The 15,175-nt window shown below is 68.1% G+C and carries 18 protein-coding genes; 6 read left to right on the top strand and 12 right to left on the bottom strand.

Annotated features, from left to right (window positions below):
- Positions 1–26: 26 nt before the first annotated feature.
- From IMX13_RS07855 to ccmA, 9 genes are read right to left on the bottom strand one after another with little or no spacing between them, the layout of a single operon-like run.
- Positions 27–1,016: a tetratricopeptide repeat protein gene (locus IMX13_RS07855; protein ID WP_193396143.1), complete on the bottom strand. Its 990-nt coding sequence runs from the start codon at positions 1,014–1,016 to the stop codon at positions 27–29.
- On the bottom strand, positions 1,013–1,495 hold the full coding sequence (locus tag IMX13_RS07860) for a cytochrome c-type biogenesis protein (RefSeq protein WP_180875557.1): 483 nt from the start codon (positions 1,493–1,495) through the stop codon (positions 1,013–1,015). Before IMX13_RS07860 ends, IMX13_RS07855 begins: the two co-directional genes overlap by 4 nt.
- Entirely contained in the window at positions 1,464–2,081 is a 618-nt protein-coding gene (locus IMX13_RS07865) for a DsbE family thiol:disulfide interchange protein (RefSeq protein ID WP_053516864.1), read from the bottom strand. The genes IMX13_RS07860 and IMX13_RS07865 overlap by 32 nt, the downstream gene beginning before the upstream one ends.
- Before the next feature lie 8 nt (positions 2,082–2,089).
- Positions 2,090–4,009 carry a heme lyase CcmF/NrfE family subunit gene (locus IMX13_RS07870; RefSeq protein ID WP_193396144.1) on the bottom strand — a complete coding sequence of 640 codons (1,920 nt, stop codon included), beginning with the start codon at positions 4,007–4,009 and terminating at the stop codon, positions 2,090–2,092.
- Positions 4,010–4,486, bottom strand: a complete 477-nt coding sequence (ccmE, locus tag IMX13_RS07875) for a cytochrome c maturation protein CcmE (protein WP_164152681.1) — start codon at positions 4,484–4,486, stop codon at positions 4,010–4,012.
- Positions 4,483–4,671: a heme exporter protein CcmD gene (ccmD, locus tag IMX13_RS07880; protein ID WP_053516869.1), complete on the bottom strand. Its 189-nt coding sequence runs from the start codon at positions 4,669–4,671 to the stop codon at positions 4,483–4,485. The genes ccmE and ccmD overlap by 4 nt, the downstream gene beginning before the upstream one ends.
- Positions 4,668–5,438: a heme ABC transporter permease CcmC gene (gene ccmC / locus IMX13_RS07885; protein WP_193396145.1), complete on the bottom strand. Its 771-nt coding sequence runs from the start codon at positions 5,436–5,438 to the stop codon at positions 4,668–4,670. The genes ccmD and ccmC overlap by 4 nt, the downstream gene beginning before the upstream one ends.
- 43 nt (positions 5,439–5,481) lie before the next feature.
- The gene (ccmB, locus tag IMX13_RS07890; RefSeq protein WP_053516872.1) at positions 5,482–6,177 is read right to left on the bottom strand and encodes a heme exporter protein CcmB; all 696 of its coding nucleotides are present in this window, start codon (positions 6,175–6,177) and stop codon (positions 5,482–5,484) included.
- Entirely contained in the window at positions 6,174–6,803 is a 630-nt protein-coding gene (gene ccmA / locus IMX13_RS07895; protein WP_053516874.1) for a heme ABC exporter ATP-binding protein CcmA, read from the bottom strand. The genes ccmB and ccmA overlap by 4 nt, the downstream gene beginning before the upstream one ends.
- A 215-nt stretch (positions 6,804–7,018) precedes the next feature.
- Between ccmA and IMX13_RS07900 the strand changes: the two genes are divergently transcribed.
- The 3 genes from IMX13_RS07900 (at position 7,019) to IMX13_RS07910 (ending at position 9,528) form a co-directional block, all read left to right on the top strand.
- Positions 7,019–8,167, top strand: coding sequence for a pyridoxal phosphate-dependent aminotransferase (locus IMX13_RS07900; RefSeq protein ID WP_180875558.1), 1,149 nt, complete (start codon positions 7,019–7,021; stop codon positions 8,165–8,167).
- Positions 8,168–8,181: 14 nt separating this feature from the next.
- Positions 8,182–8,988, top strand: coding sequence for an amidohydrolase (locus tag IMX13_RS07905; RefSeq protein ID WP_111186421.1), 807 nt, complete (start codon positions 8,182–8,184; stop codon positions 8,986–8,988).
- A 105-nt stretch (positions 8,989–9,093) separates the two neighbouring features.
- Positions 9,094–9,528, top strand: a complete 435-nt coding sequence (locus IMX13_RS07910; RefSeq protein WP_053516878.1) for a hypothetical protein — start codon at positions 9,094–9,096, stop codon at positions 9,526–9,528.
- A gap of 79 nt (positions 9,529–9,607) precedes the next feature.
- Here IMX13_RS07910 and IMX13_RS07915 read toward each other — a convergent pair whose 3' ends face one another.
- From IMX13_RS07915 to IMX13_RS07925, 3 genes are read right to left on the bottom strand one after another with little or no spacing between them, the layout of a single operon-like run.
- Positions 9,608–11,215: a pseudouridine synthase gene (locus tag IMX13_RS07915; protein WP_193396146.1), complete on the bottom strand. Its 1,608-nt coding sequence runs from the start codon at positions 11,213–11,215 to the stop codon at positions 9,608–9,610.
- A complete protein-coding gene (gene scpB / locus IMX13_RS07920) occupies positions 11,208–12,080 on the bottom strand; it encodes an SMC-Scp complex subunit ScpB (protein WP_180875560.1) in 873 nt (290 codons plus the stop codon). Before scpB ends, IMX13_RS07915 begins: the two co-directional genes overlap by 8 nt.
- 13 nt (positions 12,081–12,093) lie before the next feature.
- Complete coding sequence (locus tag IMX13_RS07925; protein WP_053516881.1) at positions 12,094–12,999, bottom strand: ScpA family protein; 906 nt, start codon at positions 12,997–12,999, stop codon at positions 12,094–12,096.
- 359 nt (positions 13,000–13,358) lie between these two features.
- Here IMX13_RS07925 and IMX13_RS07930 point away from each other — a divergent pair, with 359 nt between their 5' ends.
- From IMX13_RS07930 to IMX13_RS07940, 3 genes are all read left to right on the top strand, one after another.
- A complete protein-coding gene (locus IMX13_RS07930) occupies positions 13,359–13,658 on the top strand; it encodes a YciI family protein (protein WP_053516934.1) in 300 nt (99 codons plus the stop codon).
- On the top strand, positions 13,655–13,930 hold the full coding sequence (locus IMX13_RS07935) for a BolA family protein (protein ID WP_065181947.1): 276 nt from the start codon (positions 13,655–13,657) through the stop codon (positions 13,928–13,930). The genes IMX13_RS07930 and IMX13_RS07935 overlap by 4 nt, the downstream gene beginning before the upstream one ends.
- A 148-nt stretch (positions 13,931–14,078) precedes the next feature.
- On the top strand, positions 14,079–15,116 hold the full coding sequence (locus IMX13_RS07940; RefSeq protein ID WP_053516884.1) for a LacI family DNA-binding transcriptional regulator: 1,038 nt from the start codon (positions 14,079–14,081) through the stop codon (positions 15,114–15,116).
- The last annotated feature ends 59 nt before the right edge of the window (positions 15,117–15,175 follow it).

Here is a 15,175-nt window from a genome sequence, read left to right on the forward strand (position 1 = left end):
TGCCCGGCGAGCGCAGCGGTGCGGTGTTACGGAAACCGCAGTTCCACCACGTTCTCATGCGGCAGGGTCACCTTTACCGGCAGACTCTGCAGGTCACCGTCGCCGCGATTGGCACTGCCACTGCGCGAGATCCGCGCCAGCACTTCCACCTCGCGATGCGCTGACAGGGGAGCGGTGGGCATTGGACTGTCGCCGTCGCCAAGTCCTACCGTGCCGGGAAAACCAGCCAGAGGCAGCTTGCGCACCGCGACCGGCATCGGCGGGCCGCCGACCGCACGTGCCAGCACGAAGATCTGCGCGCCCGCGGGCCATTGCGCATGCTGCACGGAGACGGGCAGCTGCACACGCACCTGCAGCAGTGCAGGCGAGGTCGCCGGGGCCGGATCATGCGCCTGTGCGGCCGCTTCGCGGGCAATGGCGATCTGTGCCTGCAGCGCCTGCGCGGCACCCGGTTCCAGGTGCGGCAGCAGGCCGCTCCAGACATCGGCGGCTTCGTTGTTGCGGCCGCGCTGGCGCAGGGCGATGCCGAGCAGCCAGCTGGCCCGTTCGGCTTCGGGCGCCAGCGTGCGCGCCCGCTGCAGCCACGATACAGCGGTGTCGTCGAACTGCTTTCCGGCATCGGCCTGGGCGCGCGCCTGCGCCGCTTCCACCAGCACGCCCGGGTCGTCCGGTGCCAGTGCCACCGCGCGTGCGAAGGCTTCGGCAGCCGCGGCGGCGTTGCCCAGTTCGCTCTGCGAGCGGCCGAGCAGGGCCCAGCCATCGGCACGTTGTGGATCGCGCTGCAGCGCGCCCTGCAGGGCCTGCACGCCCTCGCGCAGGGTCGCCACCGATGGCGCCGGCTGCACCCGTGCCGCCTGCGGGTTCCCCACCAGCTGGTACAGGCAGGCGCCGGCGATGCCCACGGCAGCCACGGCGACGAGGAAGCCGGTGCGGCCTTGCCGCCGCAGCGGCCACAACACCAGCAGCGCAGTGAGCGCAGCGCTGGCGGCAGCCGCGAAAAGCAGCCAATCGTTCACCAGTCCTCTCCCACGTCGGCCGATGTCGGCGGTGCGGCGGCCACGGTACGGGCACGACGGCGGACGATGCCCACCACCACCAGCGCGCCGCCGCCCAGTACCAGCAGCGGACCACCCCACAGCAACCAGGTGCCCGGCTGCAGTGGGGGCTGGTAAAGCACGAAGTCGCCATAGCGGGCGACGAGGAAGCGCTTGATCTGCGTATCGTCATGGCCCTGCTGCATCAGCTGCAGTACCTCCCGGCGCAGGTCCTGGGCGATCTGGGCGTTGGAATCGGCCAGCGACTGGTTCTGGCACTGCACGCAGCGCAGCTGCGCGGCGAGGTCGTGGAAACGACGCTCCTCCGCTGCATCACGGAACTGCAGCGGCTTTGGGTCATGCAGTGGTTGCTGCGCCAGGCCGGGCAACGACCCGGCCAGCAGCAGTACCAGCAGCCCGCGCAGGCCGCTACGGAGCAACGCGCTGCGAACCGGCCGCATCGTTCTGAGCCTTCTCGATCTTCTCCAGCGCCGGGATCAGCTTCTCGTCGACCACCTTCTGCGTCATCGCTCCGCTGTACTTCCAGCGCACGATGCCGCTGCCGTCGACGAGGAAGGTCTCCGGCGCGGCCGTTACGCCCCAGTCGATCGCGGTACGGCCTTCGATGTCGCTGAGCACGACCATGAACGGATTGCCCAGCTGTTCCAGCCAGTGCAGGGCATCGGTGGGGTCGTCTTTCCAGTTGTAGCCGATCACGCGCACGCGCTTGCTCTCGGCGAAACGGGTCAGTACCGGGTGTTCCTCGCGGCAGGCCGCGCACCAGCTGCCCCAGACGTTCAGCAGATAGGGCGCACCGCGCAGTTCTTCGCTGCGCACGATCATCTGCGGATCGTGCAGCACCGGCAGCGCGAAGGCGGGGGCGGGCTTGTCGATGAGGGCCGAAGGCAGCACGTCGCGCTGCGGGTCGCCCGACTTCATCACGCCGTAGATCATCAACCCGAGCAGGCCGAAGAAGAACAGCACGCCGATAACGATGGCGACCGGCGGCAGCGGGCGGGAGGGGCGCGGGGCGGGGGACTCGGACATGGAAACTCCTACGGACGACGGAAGCGGCGGTCAGCGGCGGTGATGAATCCACCCAGGGCCATCAGCAGCGCGCCCAGCCAGATCCAGCGCACGAACGGTTTGATGTGGACGCGGACCGCCCATGCATTGTTGCCCAGCGGCTCACCCAATGCCACGTAGACATCACCGCCGATGCGCGCATCGATGCCGGCCTCGGTCATCACCTGGCCACCGCTGGCGTACTGCCGCTTCTCCGGATGCAGCAGGGCCAGTTCGCGGTCGTCGCGGAACACCCGCAGATGACCGCGGTCGGCAATGAAGTTGGGGCCCTCGCGGTGATCCACGCCTTCGAAGCGCACTTCGTGACCGCCGACCACGATCTGCTGGCCCGGTGCCAGCGCCACTTCGCGCTGCACGTTCAGCGCTTCCACCAGCAACGCGCCAGCTAGAAACACGGCGACGCCGGCATGGGCAACGATCATGCCGAGCATTTCGGCAGTAAAGCGGCCATTGCCACGCAACCGCTGCCAGACGAAGCGGGCGGTGCCCAGCGCGACCCAGGCCGCCGCGGCGACGCCGATGCCGGCTTTCCATCCGTTCTGCGGCGCCTGCCACCAGGCCAGCGCACCGAGCAGTACCGCCAGACCGAACCAGGGGGCGAGCAGGGCCATCGCGCGCGAAGGCTGGTCGCGCTGCCATTTCACCAGCGGGCCGAAGGGCAGCAGCAGCACCAACGGCGCCATCAACAGCAGGAACAGGCTGCCGAAGTAGGGTGGGCCGACCGAAATCTTGCCCAGCGCCAGCGCATCGGCCAGCAGCGGGTACAGCGTGCCGAGCAGGACCATCGCGCAGGCGGTGGCCAGCAGCAGGTTGTTGGCCAGCAGCAGCGTTTCGCGCGAGGTTGCGGTGAAGCCGCGGCGGGCATCAGCGGCGTCGATGCTCAGCTGGCCCGCGCGCAGCGCGTACAGCAGCAGGCTTCCACCCACCAGCAGTGACAGGAACACGAGGATGAACAGGCCCCGCGAAGGATCGGCGGCGAACGAGTGCACGCTGGTCAGCACGCCGGAGCGCACCAGGAACGTGCCCAGCAGCGACAGCGCGAATGCGGCGATCGCCAGCAGCAGGGTCCAGCTGCCGAAGGTGCCGCGCTTCTCGGTGACCGCCTGCGAGTGGATCAGTGCGGCGCCGACCAGCCACGGCATGAAGCTGGCGTTCTCGACCGGATCCCAGAACCACCAGCCGCCCCAGCCCAGTTCGTAGTAGGCCCACCAGCTGCCCAGGGCGATGCCCAGGGTCAGGAACGCCCAGGCGACATTGGTCCATGGCCGCGTCCAGCGCAGCCAGCGTGCGTCCACGCGTCCCTCCAGCAGCGCGGCCACGGCGAAGGCGAACGGCACCGCGAAACCCACGTAGCCCAGGTACAGCATCGGCGGGTGGATGATCAGCCCCGGATCCTGCAGCAGCGGATTGAGGTCACGGCCCTCCAGCGGGGCCGGGTTCAAGCGCAGGAACGGGTTGGAGGTGAAGATCAGGAAGGCGAGGAAGCCCACGCTGACGATGCCCATCACCGCCAGCACGCGCGCCTGCACGTGCCGGGGCAGGTGCCGTGAGAACAGCGCGACCGCTCCAGTCCACAGCGCCAGCACCAGCGCCCACATCAGCAGCGAGCCTTCGTGCGCGCCCCACACCGCCGAGTAGCGGTAGATGAGTGGCAGCAGCGAGTTGGAGTTCTCGGCCACGTAGCGCACCGAGAAGTCCTGCTGCACGAAGGTGGCGGTCAGCACCGCGAATGCACCGGCCACCAGCAGCAGCTGCGCGTAAGCGGCCGGCTGTGCCACCGCCATCCACGCCGCGTTGCCGCGATGGGCGCCGGCCAGCGGCAGGCCGGCCAGCAGCAGCGACGCCAGCAGTGCGCACAGCAGCAGGATCTGACCCAGTTCGGGCAGCACTCAGCGGACCTCGGGTGCCATCACCGGCACGTCGTGCTTGAGATGGGCCTGGCCCATCTTGTCGGCCACTTCCTTCGGCACGTACTGCTCGTCGTGCTTGGCCAGCACTTCGTCGGCGACGAACACGGCGTTCTGCAGCGCGCCCTCCTGCAGGCGGCCGCTGGCGACCACTGCCGTGCCTTCGGCGAACATGTCCGGCAGGATGCGCGAGGTCGTCACCGCCAGCTGGGCATCGCCATCGGTGACCAGGAAGTGGGCTTCCAGCGAGCCGGGCGGGCGGTTGAAGGAACCCTTCACCACCATGCCGCCGAGGCGGAACCGAGATTGCGGCTCGACGTCGCCACGCAGCACTTCGGAGGGCGTGTACAGGTAGGCAATGTTGCGCTCCAGTGCCATCGCCACCAGCGCGGTGGCCAGGCCGGAAGCGAGCAGGGCCAGCAGGACCCAGGCCAGGCGGCGGCGTTGGACCGGTGTCATCGTTCCAGCTCCGTGGACAGCGACGGTGGGACATCCTGGGCGCTGGCACGTGCCTGCTGCCGCTGCTGCCGGGCCTGTGCCATGCGCCGGGCGGCGCGCAGGCGCAGCCAGGAACCGAGCGCGTCGGCGCAGAGCACCAGCACGAACACCGCGTACGCACCGATCACGTAGGGCAGGTGGCTCATTGCGGGTTCTCCGCAGCAGCCTGCGCGGTGTCGATGCGGCCTCCGACCCAGGCCTTGCCGGCCTCGCGGTCGAGATTGTCGGCGCGCGCTTTGGCCAGCACCGAGCCGGCGAACCAGAACTTGGTACCGATCACCATCCACCACAGCGGGGCGATCATCGCACTGTCGATGGCCGATTCACCGAACACGTTGATCGACTGGCGCTGGTGCAACCCACCCCACCAGTCCACGGAATAGCGGATCACCGGCAGCAGGCTGACGCCGACGATGGCCAGCAGGCCGGCCGCACGGGCGGCACTGCGGCGGTCCTCGATGGCGTGGTACAGGCCGATCACGCCCAGATACAGGAACAGCAGCACCAGTTCGCTGGTCATGCGCGGGTCCCAGTCCCACCAGGTCCCCCACGTGCCCTTGCCCCAGATGCTGCCGGTGAGCAGGGTGATCAGCGTGAACCCCGCGCCCATCGGCGCGCACGCCATGGCCAGGATCTCGCAGACCTTGATCCGCCAGATCAGGGCAATGGCGGCGTACAGCGCCATCAGCGCGAATACGAACAGGCTCATCCAGGCGCTGGGCACATGGATGTAGAGGATGCGGAAACTGTCCAGCTGCCGGGCTTCCGGCGGCACCACCAGCAATGCCTGCCAGATTCCGACAAGCAGGACCGGCACGGCCGCGAGGTAGAACACCCGCGACCAGCGGGCGGCGAAACGATCGAACGTGGGCGGAGAACCGAGTTGGTGGAACCAGCGGACAATCGGATTCATGCGTGACGGCTATCCAGCAGGGGTGGATTGGCTCTCAGCTCGATCAACTCAGAGAAATACGAATCGCAGCGGCAGTCGCCAGCGGTGCCAGCACCAGTGCCACCAGCAGGCCGGCACCCAGCATCAGCAGCGCGCCGACCGGATCCTGTCCACGGCTGGCTGCAGCCAGGCTGCCTGCACCGAAGACCAGCACCGGTACGTACAACGGCAACGACAGCAACGCCACGAGAATACCAGAGCGCCGGATGCCCACGGTCAGTGCAGCGACCACACCACCGATCAGGCTCAGCAACGGTGTTCCCAGCAGCAACGATGCCAGCAACATCGGCAGCTGGTCATGCGGCAGATGCAGCATTTCCGCCAGCAGCGGGCTCAGTACGATCAGTGGCAGGGCCGTGGTGGCCCAGTGCAGCAGCACCCGCACCAGCACCAGCCACGCCAGTGGCACCGGTGCCAGCAGCCATTGCTCCAGCGAGCCATCCTCCGCGTCGGAGCGGAACAGCGAATCCAGCGCAAGCTGCCCGGCCAGCAGCACCGCCAGCCACAGCACCGCACCAGCGGTCGCCGCCAGCGGTTGTGGATCGCGTCCCTGTGCCAGTGCGAACAGCACCACCACCAGCAGGGCGAACAGCAGCGGCTGCAACGCATCGCCGCGGCGGCGCCAGAGCAGGCGCAGGTCACGCCTGACCAGGGCGCGCGCGGTCTGCCACAGGCCCGGTTCGGTACCCGGGGCGATCATGCGGCACCGCCGAGGTCGAGCTGGCGGGTACGCACCGGTGGTGCGGCGTAGGCCCCATGGGTGGTGACCAGGGCGGCGCCACCGGCACGCAGGTGTGCCGAAATCATCCGGTTGACCAGGGTGATGCCCTCCAGGTCGAGGTTGGCGTAGGGCTCGTCGAGCAGCCACAGCGGGGCGGGCGAGAGCCAGATGCGGGCCAGCGCCAGCCGCCGCTTCTGTCCGGCCGACAGGTGCCGCACCAGGGTGTCCTCATACCCGGCCAGGCCGACGATGGCCAGCGCATTGCCCGGCATCTGCCGCGCCCGGCGCCCGTGCAGGCCGCACAGGAAGTGCAGGTTCTCCAGTGTGTCCAGGTCCGGCTTCAGCGCGGGAAGATGGCTGAGATAGGCGACGTAGCGCGCCCGTTCGGCGTTGCTGGCGGGCCTGCCGTCGATCCGCACCTGGCCGGCGCCGGGTCGCGCAAGGCCGGCGAGCACGCGCAGCAGGGTGGTCTTGCCGGCACCGTTGCCGCCCTGCACGAGCAGCGCCTCGCCAGCATCCACGTGGAAGTCCAGCGGGCCGAACACGGGCGCGTCATTGCGCGAGAAGCTCAGGCCGCTGGCGGCCAGCAATGCAGGGGTGTCCAAGGGGCAGGGATCTTCATGCCGGAGTGCGGCGGCAATTGTAGCGATGAAATCCGCCCGGTAGCGCCGGGCCACGCCCGGCGAGCGTCAAGCGCGGTATCCCGCTGAAAGGGCATGTGCAAACAGCCGCCCGGCATGACCCGTCACGACCGGCCCGCGCCGCAGGCCGGGTCCGGATTTCGTACACTTCCAGCCCTTGTTCCCATTAGCCCAGGCCGATGCAACCCACCACCAAGCTGCCCAAGGTCGGTACCACCATCTTCACCGTCATGTCCCAGCTCGCTGCCGAGCACGGTGCAGTCAATCTGGGCCAGGGGTTTCCGGATTTTTCCGCGCCGCAGCGCCTGATCGACGAAACCGCCAGGGCGATGGCGGCCGGCCTGAACCAGTATCCGCCGATGACCGGTGTGGCTCCGCTGCGCCAGGCCATCGCGCAGAAGTCACTGGACCTGTATGGCGCCCAGGTCGACCCGGACACCGAAATCACCGTCACCAGCGGCGCGACCGAGGCCATCTTCAACGCCATCCACGCCGTGGTGCGTGCCGGCGAGGAGGTGATCGTGCTGGACCCCGCATATGACTGCTACGAGCCGGCCATCGAGCTGGCCGGCGCAACCGCCGTGCACGTGCCGCTGGACCCGCAGACGTTCGCCGTGGACTGGGACCGCGTGCGTGCGGCCATCACGCCGCGCACCCGCATGCTGATGGTCAACACCCCGCACAACCCCTCCGGTGCGATGCTGGACGAGGCCGACATGCAGGCGCTGGCCGACGTGCTGCGTGGCACGCAGATCTACCTGATTTCCGATGAGGTGTACGAGCACATCATCTACGATGGCCGCCGCCACGAATCGGCGCTGCGCTACCCGGAACTGCGCGAGCGGACCTTCGTCATCTCCAGCTTCGGCAAGACCTACCACTGCACCGGCTGGAAGATCGGTTATGCGGTGGCGCCGCCGCTGCTGACCGCGGAATTCCGCAAGGTGCACCAGTACAACACCTTCACCAGCTTCGGCCCGGCCCAGTATGGCTTTGCCGCGATGATCCGCGACGAACCGGAGCACCACCTGGAACTGGGCGCGTTCTACCAGGCCAAGCGTGACCGCTTCCGCGAGCAGCTGGCCGGTACGCGGCTGAAGCCGCTGCCGGTGCCGGGCGGCTACTTCCAGCTGGTCGATTACTCGGCCATCAGCGATCTGCCCGACCATGAGTTCGTGAAGTGGCTGACCATCGAGAAGGGCGTCACCGCCATCCCGCTGTCGCCGTTCTACGAAACCGCACCGACCGGCCAGCGCCTGGTACGGCTGTGCTTCGCCAAGAACGAGGCGACCCTGGACGCGGCGATCGAACGCCTGCGCCTGCTGTGAGCGGAGTGACGACCATGCAGGATCTGCGCATTTCCCTCGTCCAGGGCGACACCCGCTGGCACGACCCGGCCGGCAACCGCACCTACTATGGCGCGCTGCTGGCGCCGCTCGCCGGCACCACAGATCTGGTCATCCTGCCCGAGACCTTCACCAGTGGCTTCTCCAACGAGGCCATTGCCCAGGCTGAAGGCATGGATGGCCCGACCGTGGCCTGGGTGCGCGAACAGGCCAGGGCCTTGAACGCGGCAGTGGTCGGCAGTGTGCAGTTGCGCGACGGCGCGGGCGTGTACAACCGGCTGCTGTTCGCGACCCCCGACGGTGGACTGCAGTACTACGACAAGCGCCACCTGTTCCGCTATGGCGGCGAGCACGAGCGCTATGCCGCCGGCCGCGACCGGCTCTGCGTGGAATGGAAGGGCTGGCGCATCAATCCGCAGGTCTGCTACGACCTGCGGTTCCCGGTGTTCTGCCGCAACCGCTACAACGTGGAACGGCCCGAACAGCTGGATTTCGATCTGCAGATCTTCGTTGCCAACTGGCCCTCGGCGCGTGCCTACGCGTGGAAGACACTGCTGCGCGCACGCGCCATCGAGAACCTGTGCTTCGTCGCTGCGGTCAACCGTGTCGGCGTGGACGGCAACCAGCTGCACTATGCCGGAGACAGCGCCGTGCTGGATTTTCTCGGCCAGCCGCAGGTGGAGATCCGCGAGCGCGAGCAGGTGGTGACCACCACCATTTCGGCCGACGCGCTGGCGCTGCACCGTGCGCGCTTCCCGGCGATGCTCGATGCCGACGCCTTCCATCTGGACGTGCAGGCCTGAGCGAAGGACTGAACGCTGCCCGCATCACCGCGCGCGCCTGCATTCACCCTGCACGCGCGCGCTGCTAGATTCGCCGGCAGTCCGAACGCTGTGGAAGTCCTGCCGATGAACAAGTCCCTTGCCCTGCTGCTGGCGCTGGCCGCCACCTCCCTGGCTCCGGCCGCGCATGCCGGTGGCAACCTCGACTGCCACCTGCGCTACAACCTGTCCGGCTGGTCGCTGATCTACAAGACGGCCTCGGGCACCGGCACCGTCAGCTGCAGCAACGGTGCCAGTCTGCCGGTGCGCATCCAGATGAAGGGCGGTGGCCTGACCGTTGGCAAATCGAAGATCACCGACGGGCGCGGCAGCTTCACCGGCGCCGTCAGCGTGGATGAACTGCTCGGTACCTACGCGTCGGTGGGGGCTCATGCCGGTGCGGTGAAATCCAGCAATGCGCAGGTGATGACCAAGGGCGACATCTCGCTGGCGCTGTCCGGTACCGGCAAGGGCTGGGACCTGGGTGTGGACGGCACGGCCTTCACCATCAGCCGGCGTTGACCGGTTCCCGTCGCAGCGGCACCCGATAACGAAAAACCCCGGCCAATGCCGGGGTTTTTCATGTCAGGCGTGCTGCCGATCAGCCGCCGCGCGGGCCGCCGCGACGGGGGCCACCCGGGCCACGATTGCCGCCGGGGCCGCCCGCACCGCGGTTGCCCCCCGGACCGCCGGGGCCGCGATTGCCACCGGGGCCACCCGGGCCACGGTTGCCGCCGCCGGGACCGCGGCTGCCCGGACGAGCACCCTGCGCCGGCTTCGGGCTGCCATACGGATTGAAGCCGGGGTTGGCGTGGTCGGACGGGAAGCTCGGGGCGTTGCCCGGATGCCCGTACGGATGCTTGTTGCCCTGCGCGCCCTGGCTGCGGTTGCCCGCGCCGGGACGGCCCTGGCCACCGGCGCCACCGCGACCCTGGCCGCCTGCGGCGCCCGGACCCTTCGGCTTGCCATAAGGACGGCCCTGGCCGCCGCCCGGACCACGCGCGCCCGGACCGGCGTTGCGGTGGCCGCTCGGGCCGGTGCTGACGCCATCGGGCACGTACCAGGTGCGGAACGCAGCCGGATTGCCTTCCGGCAGCGAACGGTCATTCTTCGGCTTGCGCTGCTTGAACGGCTTCTGCGACTGCTTGGCCGCGGCCTCGCCGCTGACCGTGAGGCCGCCCTTGAAGCCGCCCCCCTTGCCGTTGCGTCCACGGCCACGGTCTTCGCGCAGGGTGTCGAAACGGCGCAGTTCGCGCCCTTCGTCGGCCGTGCTGTGGCCATTGACATAGGCGTTGCCACGGCCACCTTCACGCACGCGCACGGTGGTCTTGGCGGCGCGGCGCTGGCCGATCACCGGCTGCAGGGTGAGGGCCGACGGAGCGCCTTCTTCCAGCTTCAGTTCAGCACGCAGTGCTTCGACCTGGGCGCTCGGCAGCTCGACCGACTGGCCACGGGCCAGTTCGCGCGGCAGGCTGACCCGGCCGTAGCGGGTGCGCTTGAGGCGACTGACCTGGCAGCCCTGCGATTCCCACAGGCGGCGCACTTCGCGGTTGCGGCCTTCCTTGACCACGACGCGGAACCAGTCGTGCGAATCGGTACCGCCGATGCGTTCGATCTCGTCGAACTTGGCCGGGCCGTCTTCCAGCGCGACGCCACGGGCAAGGCGTTCGACGATGGCATCGGCCACCTTTTCCTGGCCTTCCGGTGCACGCACGCGGACCACGTACTCGCGCTCGACCTCGAAGGACGGGTGCATCATCGCGTTGGCCAGTTCACCGTCGGTGGTCGCCAGCAGCAGGCCGGTGGTGTTGATGTCGAGGCGACCGATCGCGATCCAGCGCGCGCCCTTCAGCGGCGGCAGCGATTCGAACACGGTCGGACGGCCTTCGGGGTCTTCGCGGGTGGTCACTTCGCCTTCCGGCTTGTTGTAGACCAGCACGCGCGAGGGTTCGGACAGCGCCGTGGCGACGAAGCCGCGGCCGTCCAGTTCGATCTTGTCGCCGCTCTTGACCGACATGCCGGTCTGCGCAACTTCACCGTTGACCTTGACCAGGCCTTCGGCGATGCGCTGTTCCAGCGCGCGGCGCGAGCCAAGGCCAGCCTGGGCCAGGACCTTGTGCAGGCGTTCTTCCAACTTGAACTGTTCGGAGGTGGCTTCGCGCTTGAGCGAGAGCTTGTTCAACGACAGCTTGCGAGGGGTGTCACTCATCAGTTTTGCTCCGGCCGACGGTTTCGAGGTCGGCCTCTGGTTCGGAATCGGCTTGGTCAACAGCCACGGTCGTCGTCGCGACGGCGTTGTCTTCGCGTTCGTTCACTGGCACCGCGCGCTCGCCCGGCGCGGAATCGGGGTGCCCATCATCGAGGGGCGAAGGTGCTTGCTCATCGGTGGCCGCCGCAGGGACTGCGTCGGCGGAATGCGGGGTGTTGCCACCGGCCAGGCCGGCATCATCATTGGCGGCCCCGTCCGGCTCGGCCGAAACGTCGGGGCCGTCGGCGCTGGCGGCAGCCGGTGCATCGCGGTCCAGGGCCAGCTGTGGTTCCAGCTCGCCCAGGTCCTTCAACTCCGACAGCGGCGGCAGCTCATCCAGGCGCTTGAGGCCGAAGTAATCCAGGAAGCCCTTGGTGGTGCCGAACAGTGCCGGCTTGCCGGGCACGTCGCGGTGGCCGACGACGCGGATCCATTCGCGTTCTTCCAGTGCCTGGATGATGTTGCTGCTGACAGCGACGCCGCGCACCTGCTCGATCTCGCCGCGGGTGATCGGTTGCCGGTAGGCGATCAGCGCCAGCGTTTCCAGGGTGGCACGGGTGTAGCGGGTCTTGCGTTCGGTCCACAGCCGGCTGATCCAGCCATGCACCTCGCCGGTGACCTGGTAGCGGAAGCCCGAGGCGACCTCGACCAGTTCCACGCCGCGGCCTTCGCAGCCTTCGCGCAGGTGCTCCAGCGCACGTTCGATGCTGCCCGGCGGCGCTGGTTCCTCTTCCGGGAACAGGTCCTTCAGCTGGGCCAGGGTCAGCGGCTGGCTGGAGGCCAGCAGGGCACCTTCGACAATGCGGTTGATCAGCGGTTGATCCATCGGCAGGCAGCGCTCACTCGTTCTCGTTGGCGGCGTCGTTGTCGTCGAACTCGCTGCTGAACTGCAGCGGGGCATTGGTGTTGCCGGCCGCCAGCGACTTCACGTAGATCGCCGCCAGCGGTTCCTCCTGGACGATGTCCAGCAGTTGCTCCTTGGCCAGTTCCAGCACGGCCAGGAAGGTGACCAGCACGCCCAGCTTGCCTTCTTCAGCAGTGAACAGGCTTTCAAAACGGTAGAACCTGCCGTCTTCCATGCGGCCGAGCACTTCGCCCATGCGCTGCCTCACGCTCAGCGCCTCGCGCTTGATCGCGTGGCCGCTGAACAGCTCGGCGCGCTTGAGCACATCGTGCAGCGCCAGCAGCATCTCCTTCAGATCCACCGGCGGCGGCAGTTTCACCGTGGCGCGTTCGGGCATGAAGGCATGGGCCACCGTGGTGTCCCGGTCCTGGCGGGGCAGGGCATCGATGTCCTCCGCCGCCTGCTTGAAACGTTCGTACTCCTGCAGCCGGCGCACCAGTTCGGCGCGCGGATCGGCTTCATCGCCTTCGTCGCTGACCGGGCGCGGCAGCAGCATGCGCGACTTCACCTCGGCCAGGATCGCTGCCATCACCAGATACTCGGCCGCCAGTTCGAAGCGCAGCTCGCGCATCACGGTGATGTACTCCACGTACTGCCGGGTGATCTCGGCCACGGGGATGTCCAGCACGTCCAGGTTCTGCCGGCGGATCAGGTACAGCAGCAGGTCCAGCGGACCTTCGAAGGCATCCAGGATGACTTCCAGCGCGTCCGGCGGGATGTACAGGTCCTGCGGGATCTGCAGGACCGGTTGCCCATGCACGACGGCCAGCGGCATTTCCTGCTGCTGGGGGGCGGGCGGCCGGGTTGGCGGGTTCGCGTCGAGCGCGAGTTCGGAAGTCATCTAATGGACATCAGGATTGCAACGGACCAGTCGCGGCACCCGGCGCCGCGCGTGCACCGCGGGCCCCAAGGCACCAGGCGCGCCTGTCTCGGCGCGATTCCACACATATCAAACAGCAGGACGCGCCGCAGGAGACGGCAGCGACGGGACTACGGGGAGGTCGTCTACGTGGCCTGCCCGGAAGCGGCAGGTCGGTCGTCGGGGGCTGCGTTGGCCGCAAAAACCGACGGGTTGCTGCATCCAGCCACGTGCAATGGACTCTAGGGTAAGCCTTTGCCGCGCCAGTGTCCAGCCGCGGCCAGGGCGAGGGGGCTTTGGCTAGAATCGGCGGACCCGACAACGCGAGCGAGGAAATGCCGGTGTGGTATGTGATTGAAGGCTATGACGGCCAGGACGTGCTGACGCAACGGCTGCAGGCCCGGCCGGAACACCTGGCGCGGCTGCACGCGCTGCGTGATGAGGGGAGACTGCTGCTGGCCGGCCCTTGTCCGGCGATCGACAGCGAAGATCCAGGCCCGGCGGGGTTCAGTGGTTCGGTGGTGATCGCCCGCTTCGGGTCGCTGCCGGAGGCGCAGGCCTGGGCCGATGCGGACCCCTATGTGGCCGCAGGTGTCTATGAAAGGGTGCAGGTGCGGCCCTTCCGCCAGGTGCTGCCGTGAACGCGGACCGGATCGAGCGGATCCGTGATGCGCTGCAGCAGGCGCTGGCCCCGAGCGTGCTCGAGATCGAGGACGACAGTCATCGTCATGCCGGCCACGCTGGCGCGCGCGATGGCCGTGGCCATTTCAACGTGCATGTGGTCAGCGAGCGCTTTACCGGCCTCGGCCCGCTGGCCCGCCACCGCGCGGTATACGCGGCGTTGGGCGCGATGATGGAGACCGACATCCACGCGCTGTCCATCCGCGCGCTGGCACCGTCAGAACAGGGCTGAGCCCTTGTCCCGCACTGTCATTGCCGGTCCGTGCGTGGACCGTCAGGGACAGATTTCCATGTCCATTTCAGGACATTCGTCTAACGGACAGTTTACAAGCCCAGATGGAAACGCTTACATTCCGCGCCAATGCTGGTAGGTCCAAGCCGTGGAGGGCGGCTTCGTGAACAAGGCAGCCATTACAATCAAGGATGTCGCACGCGAAGCCCGGGTCTCCGTGGCTACGGTTTCCCGCGCGCTCAACGGGCATGAAAATGTCGCCGAACCGGTCCGCCAGCTTGTGCTGGAGGTGGCCGCACGGCTGCGTTACACCCCGCACGCCGCCGCCCGCAGCCTGAGCAGCCGCCGCACCAACACGGTCGGCGTGGTGCTGCCGGACCTGTACGGCGAGTTCTTCTCCGAGCTGATGCGCGGCATCGACGGCGTTGCCCGCAGTCGCCGCCAGCATCTGCTGGTGTCCAGCTACCACGGCGACCAGGAGCAGCAGGGTGCTGCCCTGCGCGCCATGCGCGGGCGTGTCGATGGCCTGCTGGTGCTCTCGCCCTATGCGGAGAGCCCCGGCTTCCTGACCGACAACCTGCCGCAGTCGCTGCCCACCGTACTGATCAACACGTACCTGCCTGGGCAGGATCATCCGGTGTTGAGCATCGACGACCACGCGGGCGCAATGGCGATGACCCGTCATCTGCTCGACGCCGGTCACCGGCGCATCGCCTTCATTTCTGGCCCGGACCTCAACTTCGACGCGCGCGAGCGCCTGCGCGGCTTCCGTGACGCGCTGGCGGCTGCCGGCGGCAGCGCCGAAGGCATCGAGCTGCCCGGTGATTTCGACGAAGCTTCCGGCCATCGTGCCGGTCAGGAGTTGTTGGCAGCCGGCACGCTGCCCGATGCCGTGTTCGCCGCCAACGACATGATGGCACTTGGCTGCCTGTACGCCTTCGCGCAGGCAGGCGTCCATGTTCCGTCCGATGTCGCCCTGGCGGGTTTTGATGACATTCCGCTGGCACGTTTCGTTCACCCGTCGCTGACCACCATGCAGGTCAGCATCGCCGAGCTCGGCGATCGGGCGATGACGCGCCTGATGCAGTTGATGGACGGCACCTCCACGGAAGGGGCCGGGGACAAGCAGACCCTGGTACCCCGTCTCGTTGTTCGCGATTCCACCACTCCGCCATCCGGCCGTTGAAGCCGGAGGCGTTCCTTCTTTTTTGATTGATCGCAGGGGACCGCACACGCGGTCGCCGC

The sequence above is a fragment of the Stenotrophomonas sp. B2 genome (assembly GCF_014947095.1).
Classification (GTDB): Bacteria; Pseudomonadota; Gammaproteobacteria; order Xanthomonadales; family Xanthomonadaceae; genus Stenotrophomonas; species Stenotrophomonas maltophilia_P.